This window comes from Citrobacter sp. RHBSTW-00881, assembly GCF_013728515.1.
Classification (GTDB): Bacteria; Pseudomonadota; Gammaproteobacteria; order Enterobacterales; family Enterobacteriaceae; genus Citrobacter; species Citrobacter braakii.
In genome coordinates, this window is sequence record NZ_CP056269.1 from 1,891,470 (window position 1) to 1,908,965 (window position 17,496).

11 protein-coding genes are annotated in these 17,496 nt (G+C 40.6%); all 11 read left to right on the forward strand.

Going from position 1 to position 17,496, the window contains the following annotated elements:
* Nucleotides 1-32: 32 nt before the first annotated feature.
* The 11 genes from HV311_RS08870 (at nt 33) to ugd (ending at nt 17,483) form a co-directional block, all read left to right on the forward strand.
* Entirely contained in the window at nt 33-4,373 is a 4,341-nt protein-coding gene (locus HV311_RS08870; RefSeq protein WP_191220987.1) for a glycosyltransferase, read from the forward strand.
* Nucleotides 4,373-6,196 (forward strand): HAD family hydrolase, encoded by a 1,824-nt coding sequence (locus HV311_RS08875; RefSeq protein ID WP_191220988.1) that lies wholly within the window; start codon nt 4,373-4,375, stop codon nt 6,194-6,196. The genes HV311_RS08870 and HV311_RS08875 overlap by 1 nt, the downstream gene beginning before the upstream one ends.
* 431 nt (nt 6,197-6,627) lie before the next feature.
* The gene (gene gndA / locus HV311_RS08880) at nt 6,628-8,034 is read left to right on the forward strand and encodes an NADP-dependent phosphogluconate dehydrogenase (protein ID WP_191220989.1); all 1,407 of its coding nucleotides are present in this window, start codon (nt 6,628-6,630) and stop codon (nt 8,032-8,034) included.
* Between the two features lie 155 nt (nt 8,035-8,189).
* Nucleotides 8,190-9,305 (forward strand): FAD-dependent oxidoreductase, encoded by a 1,116-nt coding sequence (locus tag HV311_RS08885; RefSeq protein ID WP_191220990.1) that lies wholly within the window; start codon nt 8,190-8,192, stop codon nt 9,303-9,305.
* 19 nt (nt 9,306-9,324) lie between these two features.
* On the forward strand, nt 9,325-10,335 hold the full coding sequence (locus HV311_RS08890; RefSeq protein ID WP_191220991.1) for a glycosyl transferase family 2: 1,011 nt from the start codon (nt 9,325-9,327) through the stop codon (nt 10,333-10,335).
* Nucleotides 10,336-10,349: 14 nt separating this feature from the next.
* The gene (locus tag HV311_RS08895) at nt 10,350-11,135 is read left to right on the forward strand and encodes an NAD(P)-dependent oxidoreductase (RefSeq protein WP_191220992.1); all 786 of its coding nucleotides are present in this window, start codon (nt 10,350-10,352) and stop codon (nt 11,133-11,135) included.
* On the forward strand, nt 11,132-11,944 hold the full coding sequence (locus tag HV311_RS08900) for a sugar phosphate isomerase/epimerase family protein (protein ID WP_191220993.1): 813 nt from the start codon (nt 11,132-11,134) through the stop codon (nt 11,942-11,944). The genes HV311_RS08895 and HV311_RS08900 overlap by 4 nt, the downstream gene beginning before the upstream one ends.
* 15 nt (nt 11,945-11,959) lie before the next feature.
* Entirely contained in the window at nt 11,960-12,316 is a 357-nt protein-coding gene (locus tag HV311_RS08905) for an EamA family transporter (protein WP_181633519.1), read from the forward strand.
* 14 nt (nt 12,317-12,330) lie between these two features.
* Nucleotides 12,331-13,131, forward strand: coding sequence for a glycosyltransferase family 2 protein (locus tag HV311_RS08910; RefSeq protein WP_191220994.1), 801 nt, complete (start codon nt 12,331-12,333; stop codon nt 13,129-13,131).
* Nucleotides 13,128-15,476 (forward strand): hypothetical protein, encoded by a 2,349-nt coding sequence (locus HV311_RS08915; protein ID WP_191220995.1) that lies wholly within the window; start codon nt 13,128-13,130, stop codon nt 15,474-15,476. Before HV311_RS08910 ends, HV311_RS08915 begins: the two co-directional genes overlap by 4 nt.
* Before the next feature lie 840 nt (nt 15,477-16,316).
* The gene (ugd, locus tag HV311_RS08920; RefSeq protein ID WP_191220996.1) at nt 16,317-17,483 is read left to right on the forward strand and encodes a UDP-glucose 6-dehydrogenase; all 1,167 of its coding nucleotides are present in this window, start codon (nt 16,317-16,319) and stop codon (nt 17,481-17,483) included.
* Nucleotides 17,484-17,496: the final 13 nt, after the last annotated feature.

A 17,496-nucleotide genomic window follows, 5' to 3' on the forward strand; every position in this document is an offset into this window, starting at 1 on the left:
TTATAAGAGATATGTCGAACACAGGTGGTTTTATGTTTCAGCTCGAAAGTCTTGGATATTTTTTAGACAAAAACCTCAATGTATGGAAGCGTGAGGACTACACCAACATTGGTTATAATGACGGTGATGCCGCAGAAAACCATCTTGCAAAGATTATTAGAAATGCACATGACATTAGCCTTTTTTCATCTGAACTCCGCGATCAGTGCTCTGACTGGCAAACTTTGTATCATCTCAGTTCCCAACGCGGAAATGTTCTACGCCCCTTTGCACACTTATTAAGAGGGGATGTTCTAGAAATTGGGGCTGGATGTGGCGCTATTAGTCGTTTTCTTGGCGAAAATGGTGGAAATATCCTCGCTCTGGAAGGGAGTCAACGCCGTGCTTCAATAGCTGCGAGTCGTACCCGTGATCTGAAAAACGTTCAGGTGGTTGCCGAGCGCTTTGATTGTTTTAAGCCTGACCGCCAGTTCGATGCGATTACCTTGATTGGTGTGCTTGAATACGCAACAATGTTTGGTGATGGTGACCATCCTGAAAAAGATCTTCTAATTCAGATTCGAAAGTTACTCAAACCTGGCGGGTTCTTGTTTATCGCGATTGAAAATAAGTTAGGTCTCAAATATTTTGCTGGTGCACCAGAGGACCATATACGTCAGTCGATGTATGGCATTGAGGGGCGTTATAAATCCGGAGAACCAAAAACATGGGGTTATGAAGAGCTAACTAATCTTCTTACTCAAACTGGCTATAACAATTCGGATGTTATGCTCCCTTTCCCGGATTATAAGCTACCCATGTCAATTATTACCCCAAAGGGGAGTAATTCAACTGTATTTGATGCTTCTGCGCTTGCGGTGCAAAGTGTATTCAGTGACCCTCAGTTACCAACGCATTTGACATTTTCGCTGGCAAAATGCTTTCCTGAGATATTTAATAATAAGCTTGGTGTTTCCTTGGCTAACTCGTTCATATTTGTTGCGAGTGTTGATGGTGACGTGCTGATTGATGATTCTGTACTTGCCTATCATTATAGTACGCAGAGGAAAAAAGAATATTCGAAGGAAACCATTTTCCGTGAAAATGAAAATGGTGAGATTAATATATCATATCAATTTTTTCAGAAAGATTTTGTCGAGTCAGATAATATAAAATATACACAGATAAGAAGAAATAACGACCATTATTATAAAGGTGTGCTGCTTGGGCAAAAATTTATTAATACTCTCAGTACAGATAATTGGGATTTTAATAATTTTATAGGGTTAATGAAAGAATGGCTGTATGCGCTTAACAGTTTCATCCAGAAAAGTAATTCAGTTGTTCAGCCTTTAGTAATAGAAACCAACTACCTTTTGCCAGGATCTTTTATTGATGCCATACCGCAGAACATCATAATACAGGATGAAGGCCCGGTGTTGTTTGATTTAGAATGGCAACATTCCGATGGAATTGAGCTTGGCCACCTATTATTTCGAGGGATCATTCTTGTATTAAATCAAGCCCAGGTACGATCACCTACAGGTAATGAATTAATTACTAGAAAAGAATTTATAAAGTATGTTTTTGAGAATTTGGGAATGCATCTCAGTGATAAAGATTTACACAATTATATGCAAAGAGAAGCAGAGTTCCAACACCAAGTTACTGGTCGCAGTGTCGGTGAATTGCTTAATTGGAATGGAGAAAAAAACTTATCACCTGTGAATATAAAACAGAATATAGCATGTATTTATTATGCTTCGCAGGAGACGGAGTTCACAGAAGATAAAAAACAATATTCTGTATTATCCAGTGGGAGAAATATAATTCGCTGGAAAATAAAAAATGATATTCAGTCTCCGCAGATTAAACTTCGCTTCGATCCTGTAGACAGTCGTATCTGGTTTATTCTACATACATTTATTATTAAAAATGCTGATGGGGAGGTTGTTTGGCAGCTTAGAAATGAACATGATTATGCTGAGTACATTGATATTTTGACCATAAAAAATAGCGAGTTCAATCAAATTTATTATTCAATATCTGACGACCCTCAAATTTTACTTAAACAACTCCCTTTACTCCCGGAAATAATTATCGAAGCTGAAATAGAAATTATCAAGAATGATTCGTTAATTACAATTTTTCAAAATAACGAGAAACATGAGATGGAAACCATTAGGGAGCAATTGAACGCAACCACTGAAAAGTTGATTACTACGACAGCGCAATTTGAAACAGCGATGGCGCAGTTGGATGTCATTACTGCACAGTTAGAAAACTCAAAAGCTCAACTATCTACAACTAAGGCGCAACTTGAACATACGAATAATCAATTTACTGGTGCGATGAGCAGAGTCAATGCCCTTGAATCATCATCAAGCTGGAGAATAACTGCACCACTGCGACGTATTGGAATGGTTAAGCGCCGCTGCAAGATTTTAACCTCCCTAACAAGACGATTATATAGCCAACATGGACTTAAAAAAATAGTTTCACGTGGAATGCAAACGTTGCGCGATGAAGGGGTAAAAGGTGTTATTGCCCGTCTGCGCCATCAAAGAATTATCCAAATGATGCATACTTCAGCAAACCTTAATACGCCTGTACAACCCATCCCCGCCAATTCTGCCGAAAGCAATATATCTTCGGGTATTCAGCAAGTGTCGGGTATGTTAAATTCCTCAATAACATACAACCGCAGTGAAGGTTATAGCTTGAAATCAGGTAGGGCGGAGTACTGTTATGTTACACCTGCGCAGCCTGAAGATTTAAATCACATTATCGCTGAGATGGTTGTAAAACCATTATTTTCAATTGTTGTTCCGATTTATAATACACCACTGGATCTATTACAAGAACTTATAGAGTCAATTGAAGCACAGTGGTATCCCAAGTGGGAATTAATTCTTGCCAATGACTGCAGCACAGACCCTGAGTTGTATGATGCTCTTGAAAATATTATAAATCCACAAATTAAAATTGTTCATCTAAAAACGAATAGCCGTATTTCTGGAGCGACTAACGTAGCTATTGAAAATGCTTCTGGTGATTATATCGTCTTTACGGATCATGATGATCTTTTAACACCCGATTGTTTGTATGAGATGGCTCTTTGCATTAATAACGAAGATCCAGACTTTATATATAGCGACGAAGATAAAATTTCAGAAGAGGGTTGCTACGTTCAGCCTCATTTCAAACCAGATTGGTCACCAGATACAATGATGAGTACGATGTTTACTTGCCATGCCTCTTGTGTCAAGGTATCTCTTTTGGAAAAAACAGGTCTGCTGCGTTCTGCTTTTGATGGCTGTCAGGATTGGGACTTCGTCCTCCGTGTCGCGGAACAAACTACTAAAATTAGTCATATTGCTAAAGTGCTTTATCACTGGCGTATTATTCCTCAATCTATCGCATCAGATATTTCTGCTAAAGATTATGTCCTTGAAGCCTCAAAAAAAGTCCGAGAAGAGGCGTTAGTTCGTCGTGGTCAATCCGGCTGTGTTGAGTCTGTTTCTGGATATCCTGGTTATTTTCGTGTTAATTATTTCCCGGTGGGTGATCCACTGGTGAGTATCATTATACCTACTCGCGATAATTATCACGTGCTCCACCGGTGTATTGAATCGATTAAAAATACAACACGCTACAACCATTATGAAATTATTATTCTTGATAACGGCTCTGTTGCGGCTGATACACTTGAATACTTCAGCTCTCTTTCAAAAGACAATGTTGTAAAAATTATTCGTCACGATCATCCTTTCAACTTTTCTGAGCTCAATAATGTTGGGGTAGCGCAGTCTCACGGTGATGTCCTTCTGTTCCTTAACGACGATACTGAAGCCATTCATGCCGATTGGCTTGAGCGTATGGTTGGTTATGCGCAACTCCCACATGTGGGTGCTGTTGGCGCTAAGTTGCTTTACCCGCAAACTAATCGAATTCAACATGCTGGTGTATTGAACCTTGCAGATGGTCCTGGTCATGCTTTCATTAATACTGAGCGGCATCATCCCGGTTATTATATGCGTAATATTCTTGAATATAACTGGCTGGCTGTCACAGGTGCGTGTTTGATGATGGAAAGGACTAAATTTGAACGTATTGGCCAATTCGATGAGACGTTCCCTATAGCGTATAATGATGTGGAACTTTGTTTCCGCAGTGTAGATGCAGGCTATTTCAACGTAGTCTGCCAGGGGGTTGAACTTTACCACCACGAGTCAGTTAGCCGGGGCGTAGATCATTTGGATGAAGAAAAAGTGCGACGTTTACTAACTGAAAAACGTAGGCTCAACGAAAAACACCCTCTTTATTATCAATACGATCCGTTCTATAACATTAATTTACATCCTAACGGTATTAATTTTGAGATTGGTTGCTGATGCTTATGAAAACAATTTTGGGCCCTGAGTATACACGTTATTCTCAGGCGATAAACTCCTTTAAAAATCTATCATTGACAGTTTTAAATGATGCTGAAGTTATTTCTTTCGATTTCTTTGATACGATATTTACCAGGCCCATAGCGGATCCCGAAGATGTCTTTGAAATTTTAGGGCGGAAACTTAATATCGATAATTTCAAAGTTAAGAGGCAGCAAGCTCAAGTTGAGGCCTTCCGCCAAATGACAGCTAGAGGAAAGAAAGAAATTACAATTGATGACATTTATGCTGCTTTCACTGATAACACTATCCCTGCTGAAAAGATGATTGAGGCAGAATATCAACTTGAACTTGCACTCGTTGAGCCTAATAAAATCATTTTCGATTTATTCAAGCGACTAAAGGCGGTTGGTAAAACTGTTATTGTTACATCTGATATGTATTTACCAGCTCGCTTCTTTGAACAGGCACTTGATAAATATGGAGTCACGGGCGTTAAAGTTTTTAGTTCCGCTGATGAGAACGCCACCAAGCGTGATGCTGGTATTCTTTTTGATGTTATAGCAAAAAAATTAAACGTTAGGCATGACCATATACTACATGTTGGTGATAACGAAGTATCCGACGTAATCCGTCCACGTGAAAAAGGCCTGCAGGCATTCCATTATCGCTCGCATTATCTTGGAACTATCAGTAAAGGTTTGCCATTAGCGCTGTCTTTTGCACAGGGTATGCTGAAAAATCATGAGGGATATCATTCTCTGCAAGAATACAAAAGCCTTGGGTTTGCTTATGGCGGTGCGGCATCTCTTGGTTTTTTAAAGTGGATCAAGAATCAGGCTGCTATTCAAGAGATTGATCATGTTTTCTTTTTAGCTCGTGATGGCTACATCATGCAAAAAATGGTTGAGCGTGGTGATATTGGTACTTTCCCCGATTCAACTTATTTTTACGGTTCTCGTACAAGCTTGACACTTGCAACCATCAACGATCAAAACTTTGTTCAATACATTCCATTTTTGTTGTCTGGTTCAGAAGGTCTTCAGCCACGTGAAGTTCTCGAACGCATCGGTGTGACACCTCCCGCACCTGAGGTTATGGCCTCTTTTGGATTATCGGACGAGACCCCACTCACCTCATCGTTGTTCCCATTAATGAGCAAGTTTTTATATGCCTGGCGATGGCAGATTTTGCAAGTTTGTCGGAAAAATCGTCGTGGTCTTTTTAATTATATCCAGAAATTAGGAATCAAACAGGGCGAAAAAATTGCACTTGTTGATGTAGGCTGGAGTGGGACCACTCAGGAAGCCTTTTACCATGCTTTAAAACAGTTTATCGACATTGATATCTTTGGCTATTATTTCTGTCTGTCGAATACGACTGAGAAATTAAGGCGCAAATCATTCCTTAAAATGTTTGCGATGTATGAAAGTGATAATGCAGATGCTTCTCTTATAGACACAATTTATGAGAACCGCGTTGCCGTAGAGTTATTTTTTTCCGCACCACATGATTCTATTATTGGGTATGATGCAATCACTTCTGTACCTGTTGGAGATAAGGGACGAGGATTGCAATCTGACATATCACAGTCAGTCCGTGATATCTGTGATGGTGCATTATTATTTAGTTTGAGCTACCAACAGCTTTGTCAAAAGTTGAATTTTGATTTAACGCCTTATGAGTTAACATTGGGGATGTTAAATTTGGTGCAGAATAATAACTGGAAAAAATTTTCTGCGATTACTGAGGTTTCTAATTTCGATGCCTGGGGTAGTTCACGGCTAAAATCTCTTTGCGTTAAAGACTATCTGGTAAGCTAATTATACAGTTGCCATCTATTTTAAGTGAAATTTTTCGTTTAGATTTAGTAGGTTAGATATTCTATACTTAATTGAATATATTTGTGCACAAGATTAGTCTCAAATTTTTTGTGAGCTCAATGATTAATGGGTGACACTAAGATGTTAATTTAATAGTGTATCCGTTAATTGCTTCTCAAAAGAGCGATGTAATTTAATGTTTATGTTCTTGTGAATGATTTTTTCTGTAATAACAAGTCGTTATTATCTAAATGTAGAGGCTTTTAACGTCTGCCAATTTTGGTATTATTAAATGTCACGTTGACATTCTGTTGTGTGTTTGATGAAAACTCACGGGTACCAAGGTTGTAGCATCTGCATTACTATCTTTGTTTACTTAAAGCCCAATGGCCTCGTTGCCGCTGGGTTACCACACCTGACAGGAGTTTTACATGTCCAAGCAACAAATCGGCGTCGTTGGTATGGCAGTGATGGGGCGCAATCTGGCGCTCAACATCGAAAGCCGTGGTTATACCGTGTCCGTTTTCAACCGCTCGCGTGAAAAAACGGAAGAGGTTATCGCCGAGAATCCGGGGAAAAAACTGGTTCCTTACTATACGGTAAAAGAGTTTGTTGAATCCCTTGAAACGCCTCGTCGTATCCTGTTAATGGTGAAAGCAGGCGCTGGCACTGATGCTGCTATCGACTCCCTGAAGCCATATCTGGATAAAGGTGACATCATTATTGATGGCGGTAATACGTTCTTCCAGGACACTATCCGTCGTAACCGTGAGCTCTCAGCTGAAGGATTTAACTTCATCGGTACCGGCGTCTCCGGTGGTGAAGAAGGTGCGCTGAAGGGGCCATCTATTATGCCTGGTGGCCAGAAAGAAGCTTACGAGCTGGTTGCCCCAATCCTGACCAAAATCGCCGCTGTTGCAGAAGATGGTGAACCGTGTGTGACGTATATCGGTGCCGACGGTGCTGGTCACTATGTGAAGATGGTACACAACGGTATTGAGTATGGTGACATGCAACTGATTGCTGAAGCCTACTCATTATTGAAAGGTGGTTTGAACCTAAGCAATGAAGAACTGGCTAGCACCTTCACCGAGTGGAATAACGGCGAACTGAGTAGCTACCTGATCGATATCACCAAAGATATCTTCACTAAAAAAGATGAAGATGGTAAATATCTGGTGGATTTCATCCTGGATGAAGCGGCGAATAAAGGGACGGGTAAATGGACCAGCCAGAGCTCTCTGGATCTCGGGGAACCACTGTCTCTGATTACTGAGTCTGTGTTTGCACGTTACATCTCGTCACTGAAAGATCAGCGTGTTGCTGCCTCTAAAGTCCTGTCCGGTCCTAAAACTCAGCTTGCGGGTGATAAGGCAGAATTTATTGAGAAAGTACGTCGTGCGCTGTACCTTGGTAAGATCGTGTCTTATGCTCAGGGCTTCTCACAGCTGCGTGCCGCATCTGACGAGCATAATTGGGATCTGAACTACGGCGAGATTGCAAAAATCTTCCGTGCGGGCTGCATCATCCGTGCGCAGTTCCTGCAGAAAATCACAGACGCCTATGCTAAAAACGCTGGTATCGCGAACCTGCTGCTCGACCCGTACTTCAAAAACATTGCTGATGAATACCAACAGGCACTGCGCGATGTTGTAGCGTATGCCGTGCAGAATGGTATCCCGGTACCGACATTCTCTGCGGCTGTCGCTTATTACGACAGCTATCGTGCAGAGGTGTTACCTGCAAACCTGATTCAGGCCCAGCGTGATTACTTTGGTGCGCATACTTATAAACGTACTGATAAAGAAGGTGTGTTCCATACGGAATGGCTGGATTAATTAACAGCGTTTTATATCTTCTGTTTTAACAATAAGACCATCCGAATGGATGGCCTTATTGCATGTAAACCTTTTATAGCATTAGAGTTGTCTCTTGGTTTTAATATCTGAAGAGAATAACATAAATGCGTTCTACTTAAGGCATTAATGCAATCATGCGTAAAAATATAATAATTGTGGGCGGTGGTTTTTTTGGTATGTACCTCGCTGAGCAATTTTCTCTTTTAGGACATGGAGTGAAACTTTTCGAAAAAGAGAAGAATTACATGTCCCGCGCATCATATAACAACCAGGCGCGTGTGCATAATGGCTACCACTACCCCAGAAGTATTTTGACTGCTTTACGTTCACGTATCTCTTTCCCACGTTTTGTTGATGAATTCCGTGACTGCATTGATTCCGACTTTGATAAATACTATTTAATCAGCGAAATGTTAGGCAAAGTGTCTGCCAGCCAGTTTCGCATGTTCTGTGACCGCATTGGTGCTGATTGTGATTATGCGCCAGCGAAAATCCAGAACATGGTAAATCCAAAAATGATTAATGCCTGTTTTACGGTTAAAGAATTTGCGTTCGATGCCTTTAAGCTCCGTGAACTTATGTTAAAGAGGCTGGATAGTTCAAATGCTGAATTCTACTGCGGCTATTCCGTTGATAAAATCGAAAAACTGGAAAATGGCATTAAAACTCTGGTCAGAGATATAAGCTCCGGTGAAGTGCAAGAATATGTTGCTGATCACGTGTTCAATTGCACTTATTCACATCTGAATTATCTTCTGGATAATTCAGGGATTGAACTGATCCCCTTGAAGCACGAGATGACCGAAATGTGCCTGGTTGATGTGCCGGAAGTGTGCAAAAAAGCTGGTTTTACCATCATGTGTGGCCCGTTTTTCTCCGTGATGCCATTCCCATCCGTTGGATTGACTTCATTTAGTCACGTGCGTTATACACCTCATTATGAGTGGCACGATAAGCCCGGTGAAAAGTACCTCGATTCACATGAGAAATTTGATTCCGATACGAGAACTAGTGCCTGGCAATATATGATTAAAGATGCCTCACGTTACATGCCAATTTTGAGTGAGTGCCGTTATGAGCGCTCTCTGTGGGAAGTGAAGACACTTCTCCCACGCAGTGAAACAGATGATTCCCGCCCGATTCTCTTTAGGCCGAATCACGGAATGCAGGGTTTTCACTGTATTATGGGGGGCAAAATAGATAACGTATACGATGCCTTTGAAGCCATTAAAAATATGAACGTTATTTAAAAATAAAGAGACTACTCAAGTGAAAAGTGAATCTTTTGTTTCGGTCGTTTTAAATACGCACGACCTATCGAATGAATTAACAAATAAATTGCAGCAGATCCAGTCCTTACTCGACGATAATTACACCGACTACGAAATTTTAATTGTTTCTAAAGGACCGTATCGTGATGTACCAAGAACCTCTGCGATCGACAACATTTTACAAACCATTCCGAGCGTGCGTTTTCTGCAACTGTCGGGCTGTGTTCATGATGATGTGGTGTGGGCTGCAGGTCTTGAGAATGCGATTGGCGACTTTGTGGTTCTATATGATCATCTGACTGATCCTGTTGATGTCATTCATCGCGCCGTTGAAGAGTGTAAGTCCGGCTACGATGTTGTTGTGGGGGTCTCAACTCAGTCTCTTCCGTGCGCATACCGCATTATGCGTGATACGGCATCGCGTATTTTAAAAGCGATCGATTACCATATCCCTAAAAACTCAACAGGTCTTCGTTGTCTTAGCCGTCGTGCGGTGAATGCGGTAACGGATACTGGTCGTTTTCACCATCAGTTCTATATGCGCATTCAGAAAACGGGCTATCCCGCCAGCGAACTGACTTATCAGCCGGTTAGTGAAACGCATGTTAAGCGTTCTATCACATACGGTTTTCGTAATTTAGTGCGTCTGATGGTCTTCAACTCTTCTCGTCCGTTGCGCTGGATGTCAATTGTTGGCACCGTAGGTAGCCTAAGTGCGCTGCTTTTTGCGGTTTATAGTATCATCGTAAATCTAATCAATGGACATGTTGTGGAGGGTTGGACCACCACGGTTTTGTTTATGTCCATTCTGTTTATGCTGCAATTTATTATGTTGGCTTTTTTCGGGGAATATCTCAGCCGTTTGCTGGATGACCGAAGTGAACAGGCAGCATATTCCGTCGTGTTTGAGAAAAATAGTGCTGTCATGGTTAACCAGGACCGCGTTAATGTGTTAAATGATGCGACTGTCGAAAAGGCTAATCTGGTGCAAACCGGACGCGACCGCTAAATACTGGAGAGATCATGACTAAGGCTTTGATTGGTTATACCGGGTTTGTAGGCACGACGCTCTTAAAGCAAACCAAATTTGACGATTTTTACCGTTCCACGAATATTAATGATATTAAGGGTAAAAAATTTGATCTGGTGGTCTGTGCCGGTGCTCCAGCGAAAAAATGGATCGCAAATGCTGATCCCAAAGGTGATCAGGAAATTATTGATTCGCTGATTGACTGCCTGGATAGTATTGAGTGTAAAACATTTATCCTCATCAGTACGGTGGATGTATTCAAATCACCCAATGGCGTTGATGAGAATTCCGTGATCGAAACGCAGGAACTGCATGCCTATGGTCTGAATCGCTATCGGCTTGAGCAATTTGTTTCAAAGCGGTTCCAACAGCATCTGATAGTCAGACTTCCTGGTTTAGTTGGTCCGGGGCTACGTAAGAATATTATTTTTGATTTTCTTAATGAGAATAACGTTGAGAAAATCGAAAGCCGTAGCATCTTTCAATTCTATCCTATGGTGAACCTTTGGTTCGATATTAAGATTGCGCTTGAGAAAAAAATTAATCTTGTTCACCTGACAGCAGCCCCGGTTTCGGTGGCGAAAATTGCTCGAGATGGTTTCAATATTAATTTTGATGTGCAGCAGGCCGCACAACCTGTTACCTATGATATGCGCAGCGTGTATGGTCCACTGTATGGGGGCAGTGAGCATTACCAATATTCGGTGAAAGACACGGTGCAGGCTGTCAGACATTATGCGCAATCAGAGCCCAAAAAAGTGCAGGAATATAATAAATGAGAATATCAATCTCCAACCTTGCTTGGGACGTTAAAGAAGATCCAGAAGTTGCTAATTTATTGAACTTATTTAACGTTGATGCGATTGATATTGCACCAGGTAAATATTTCCCTGAACCTGCTAGCGCGTCAATAGCAGATATTCATGCAGTTAAAGATTGGTGGCAGGAGCGAGGCATTGACATCATTGGCATGCAGGCACTGTTATTTGGCACTATAGGTCTGAATGTATTTGGTAGTGAATCTATCCAGAAAAAACTACTCGATCACTTGGCTGCAGTTTGCCGTATCGGAGCAGGACTAGGGGCTTCGCGACTGGTATTCGGTTCGCCCAAAAATCGGGATTGTTCTGGTCTATCAGTTAGCCAGGTGCAGGAGATATCTCGATTGTTTTTTCGTCAGCTTGGCGATATCGCCGCTGACTATGGAGTTATTGTTTGTCTTGAGCCAAATCCGAGTGTTTACGGTGCAAACTTTATGACAACCAGCCTCGAAACCTGCAATGTTGTTAATGATATTGATCATCCAGCAATCAAAATGCAGCTTGATACCGGGGCGGTTATTATCAATCAGGAAGATATTTCTGCTGTAGTGACACAAGCAAAAGATGTGATTGGTCATGTGCATATCAGTGAAGCGCAGCTTGCGCCACCAGGGGATACTTATTCGCACCATGAGGATATTGCTGCGCTAATCACATCTCAATTTCCTGCGCATCCTGCCACAATTGAAATGCTGGCAACCCAAAACGAGCCACATTTAGTTTCTATTCGTCGCGCGCTTCAACTTGTGACTTCTCTTTATCGTTAATCAGGTGCATTTACCTTGAAATGGCTAATTCTTATTCTGGGCATTGCATGTAATGCCTCGGCTAGCGTTCTGATCAAAATGGCAATGATGCCTCCGCGTAAATTTCCTTCCTTCGCGGATCCATTAGCGTCGTTGAGTAACTGGCCCTTCTGGCTGGGTTTGGCACTTTATGGTGGAGCATTCTTATTCTATGCTGCGGCATTAGCCGTTTTCCCTTTGAATATTGCACATCCCGTTTTGACAACCGGAGCGGTTGCCGCAGTGGCGGTTTTATCCGTCCTTGTTTTTAATGAAACCTTCCACTGGACGACTATTGCTGGCGTGGTATTTGTCATCGTCGGTGTAGCGCTAATTACTTCAAAGGCTGCTTAATAATGGATTTATCAATGAAAAATGAAAAAAATTGGGAAGTCCCAGCTTGCGATATCACCCTGTGGACTAATAAAAAGCATGAAGCATGTGTCGTGATCCCGGTTATTAATGAAGGTAACCGAATCCTCAGCCTGCTCACGAAAATGAGTAATCTGAAAATTAATGATATCGCTGATATTATTATCGTCGATGGTGGTAGTACTGATGGCTCCCTTGAAAAAAAACGATTGCTATCTCTAGGGGTTTCTGGATTGATACTTAAAACAGGCCCAGGAAAGCTGAGTGCGCAATTACGTTGTGGTTATGCGTTTGTGCTTGAGCAGGGATATAAGAATATCATTACTATTGACGGTAATGACAAAGATGATCCTTCACCGATTCCTGAATTCCTCAACGCCCTGGAAAAAGGCTATGATTTTGTCCAGGCTTCACGTTTTGTTAATGGCGGCGTTGCGGTGAATACACCAAAATCACGTGACTTCGCGATTAAATATATTCACGCACCGGCCCTAAGTTTAGCATCTGGATTTCACTGGACCGATACCACACAAGGATTTCGTGCCTACAGCAGCAGATTGCTGTTAGATGAACGTGTAGCACCTTTCCGTAATGTTTTTATGACCTATGAACTGTTAGCCTATCTTTCTTACATCGCCCCTAGATTGGGCTTCCGCTGCATCGAATTACCGACCTCCCGTATTTATCCAGAAGGTGAAGTCCCAACCAAGATCAGCAGCTTTAGCGGCAATCTGGTAGTACTGAAGATTTTATTTAAAAGCTGTTTTGGCGTCTACAATGTTAAGAGGGTAAAATGAAAGGGACTCTTTCAGCACTACTATCTCAACGTTTAGTGACTAAAAAATTTTCTTCTTTTATCGTTGTTTGCTTAGCATTACTACCTTTTCTTAGTTTGTTTGCGACCGGACCAGTAAAGAGTTCGATTGATAATGCGGAGCACTGGGTCAATTTAACAAATGCCATGTTTATCAATGGGCAAAATTTTATTTTCAGTTATGGCCCATTGTTTTGGTTAGTAGGGGGGGTAAGTGAGTACTACAATACGAGTACCTATTATATCTCCATTATGTTCGTTTGGGGCATTTATGCGGTTATTGTATGGGCAACGCTCCTACTAATGTATAAATCACGTGGGTATTTGTTTTTTTTACTTATTGCAGTTTGTTTTTTTTCTTTCTACTATCTTAAGGTTTTGATTTTTCTTTGGCCTCTGGTTTTTTTATTTTATCGCCAGTTTTCTGAAAGTAAACAATACTATATTAATGTTAGTGTTTGTCTTTTATTTGGGGTGTTGGCTGGTTTTGTTTTATACATCCGTTTCTTTTATGGACTAATAACTATCGCAGTTTTTGGTGGATATCTTGCTGCTCAGTTTTTGCGAGATTTTCGATTAAAACAAACGGTCTGTTTTATTATCTCGTTTGCAGTATCTTCATTTGTCATTGGTATATTGGTTTACGGTGATGCAAATTTGGTACTGAAATATTTCACTACGAATATTCAGCTTAGCTATGGTAACGGTGTCGATATGACTCTCGATATCGTAAATTATCCTTTTGCATATGTATGTTCCTTTATAGTTTTGGGCTGTTTTATTGCCTATGGTATATTCAAGCGTCAATTATTCATATTGCCATTGCTTGTAACTTGGTTATTATTGTTTAAACTAGGATTCGGACGAGCAGATCATTATGTAACCTATTTTGTTGTGCCATGTGCCTTTATCATGTTACTTATTTCTTTTGATAAAGGAAAGTTTGTGAAAGGCCTGTTCTTTATTTCTTTTTTTAGTTTGTATTATCTTGGTACGCATTCTGCGTATCAGAACTCACCAAAACTTGGACTCGCGTTTTCCACCATAAATATCCCTTCGATGAATAACCCATTTAAATTACCATTTGCTGCGGGGATGTCATATCAAGATCGAATGGCTCAGGATTACGAACAGTATAAACTCGATGATGATTTTGTCAGGGAAATTGGTGAATCAACTATTGATGTATATCCATATAATAATGAGTATATGTATGCTAATAAGCTCAATTATAAACCGCGTCCGCTTTTTCAAAATTACATGACATTAACTCCAGCACTCGATCTGGCGAATGCAGAGTTTTTGAACAGCCCCGAGAAACCGCAAAAGATCCTCTGGAATGGCGGTCTTGCATGTGGAAGCGTAGATTGTAATACTTTCACTGGTGTTGATAATAAATTTCTTCTTAATGAAGACCCATTGACATCTATGGCAATTCTTGAGAATTATAGCCCCAGTGGTTTTGTTCTCGGCAGAAATGATGAACCTATGCTGTTATTTTCTGCGCGAGATCAAAAACAAGTTGCTAATTTTGTGCTCAAAAAATCGGAGCGAATGAAGTTTGGTATGTGGTATCCAGTACCTGAGGCTAAACAAAATATTGTTAAGATATACCCTGATTTTAAAATTACAACTATAGGAAAACTTAAAAACTTCTTTTTTAGAGGGAATATTGTAAAAATAAGTTACAAACTTAAATCAGGTGAGCACCGGCAGTATCGTTTAAATATTATAAACGCTCAAAGTGGCGTTTGGGCCTCACCGCTTCTCGATGGTCTTGAGCCTCTTGGTTTCAGCGGAGAAGATGTAGCCGAAGTGATGTTCGAAACAGATTCTGATTACTATTTCGAGCCTGAGTTTGAGGCAAAGTTTGTCGCAACAGAAACTCCACTAATCACATACCAGCGGCGTAAAATCAACTACAATGAGCCAGTTACGTTGCCTGCTACGGTACGTTCAACGGATATCGATTGTGAAGGCAGTATTGATCAGGCTATTGATCCTATTAGAGGAGAAGATTATTCACTTCCACTTAGCGTTAAGGGCTGGCTAGCTAAATCGACCGCGCAGGGTGTATTATTTGACGCCATATATGTTACGCTGACGGATAAAAACCACCATAAACGGTATTTCACTAGTAACAGAAATAACCGCGGTGATTTAGTGGCTGTGTTCGGAAGGGAGGAACTTAACAATGCCGGTTTTATATCAACTATTGATACTTCTTCACTCGATGGGGAGTTTTCGGTTACGCTAGCAGGGCGCACCGGAGATGAAACATTCATTTGCCGTAATCTGCAAAGGCCTTTAAATATTAATAGGAATTGAATGCTTTAGCTGAAAATTGAATGCTATCCTCTCTATCAAATTCGTTTTTTAAACACCTTGATAGAATAAAAAACCCGGGACATAACCGGGTTTTTTTGCATAAATAGCGTCATTCCATGAATGTGAATAATAACAGACTGGAACTATCAATAATGTTACTCATGGGGAAATGAGAATCTGATACCCATATAACTGATAGTAATTTAATCATAAGTAAATCTCAGAAAGCATCTTAAATTTTTTGGTGCTGTCAATATCATATTGTATGGTCGCTCAAGAACAGACTTCACATCTTGAAAAAATGTCGGTAAACCGACCGCAATACTTTCAATTTCATGTGTAATAGGTAATTTGAAAAGCAAAAAGCCACTTCTTTCATTCAGTAAATGCCCTTACTTGCAAATGATCGAACTATAGGGAATTATTTTGAGCCCAATGCTGCGGCGTTGATATCGTAAATATAAATCTAAGAAATGATTATAGAGTATTTGATATATCAATAAACTCATGATGTTGAAGAACATTGGTACATATTACATAAAGAGTTCAGGAAAAGCTCTCTGAGACTGAGACTGAGACTGAGACTGAGAGTCGGTCTCAGTTTTGTCCCGCGGGGGAAATCGATGCCACCTGCGATGTAGATGATTTTTCCTTTCAAATCTTATTGATTTAAGTTGATTGCTTAATCTTTACTTAATATTTCTAGCGTACACTGATAAAGAAAATCTGAATTGTTTTAACCTTCGTTGACACAATATTCAACAAAACGTTAAAACATTATTCTCTTATCAGGATGTACGACATCATGATTAATTATTAAGATAATACTGAGAGCATGAAATGAAAATCACCATTTCTGGTACCGGATATGTTGGCCTGTCAAATGGTCTTCTTATCGCCCAACATCATCAGGTCATTGCTCTGGACATAGTTCCTTCCCGTGTCGAGATGCTAAATAATCGGATATCTCCGATAGTTGATCAAGAAATTGAACAGTATCTGCAATCAAAAGATATAACATTCAGCGCTACCCTGGATAAGCACAAAGCTTATCAGAACGCAGAATTTGTCATTATTGCTACCCCAACAGATTACGATCCCAAAACTAATTATTTCGATACTAGCAGCGTCGAGTCAGTTATACAGGATGTTATTAAAATAAATCCAGATGCAGTAATGGTAATAAAATCGACTGTTCCTGTCGGTTTTACTCAATCGATGCGTCAAAAGTATAGCTCAGACAATATCATCTTTTCCCCAGAATTCCTGCGAGAGGGTAAAGCGCTATATGACAATTTGTACCCTTCACGCATTGTAATTGGTGAACGATCTTCCCGTGCAGAAACGTTTGCTGCACTGCTACAGGAAGGGGCTCTGAAGAAAGATATTCCGACCCTATTTACCGACTCAACCGAAGCCGAAGCTATCAAGCTCTTTGCAAATACCTATCTGGCGATGCGTGTTGCCTATTTTAACGAACTTGATAGCTATGCAGAAACCCTGGGGCTTAATGCTCGACAGATCATCGAAGGGGTTTGTCTGGACCCGCGTATTGGTAACCATTACAACAATCCCTCATTCGGTTACGGTGGATACTGTCTGCCAAAAGACACTAAGCAATTACTCGCCAACTATAAATCTGTACCAAATAATATTATTTCAGCAATCGTTGATGCTAACCGGACGCGAAAAGACTTTATTGCTGATGCAATTATTTCACGAAAGCCAAAGGTCGTCGGTATTTACCGATTGATTATGAAAAGTGGCTCAGATAATTTCCGGGCATCTTCTATCCAGGGTATTATGAAGCGTATTAAAGCGAAAGGTATCCCGGTCATAATCTATGAGCCTGTATTGCCAGATGATAGTTTTTTCAATTCGCGGGTTGAGCGTGATCTGACTAAATTTAAAAGCGAGTCCGATGTTATAATCTCTAACCGGATGGCCGAAGAACTGTTGGATGTAGCCGATAAAGTCTATACCAGAGATTTATTCGGAAATGATTAAACGCTCAGTTAAA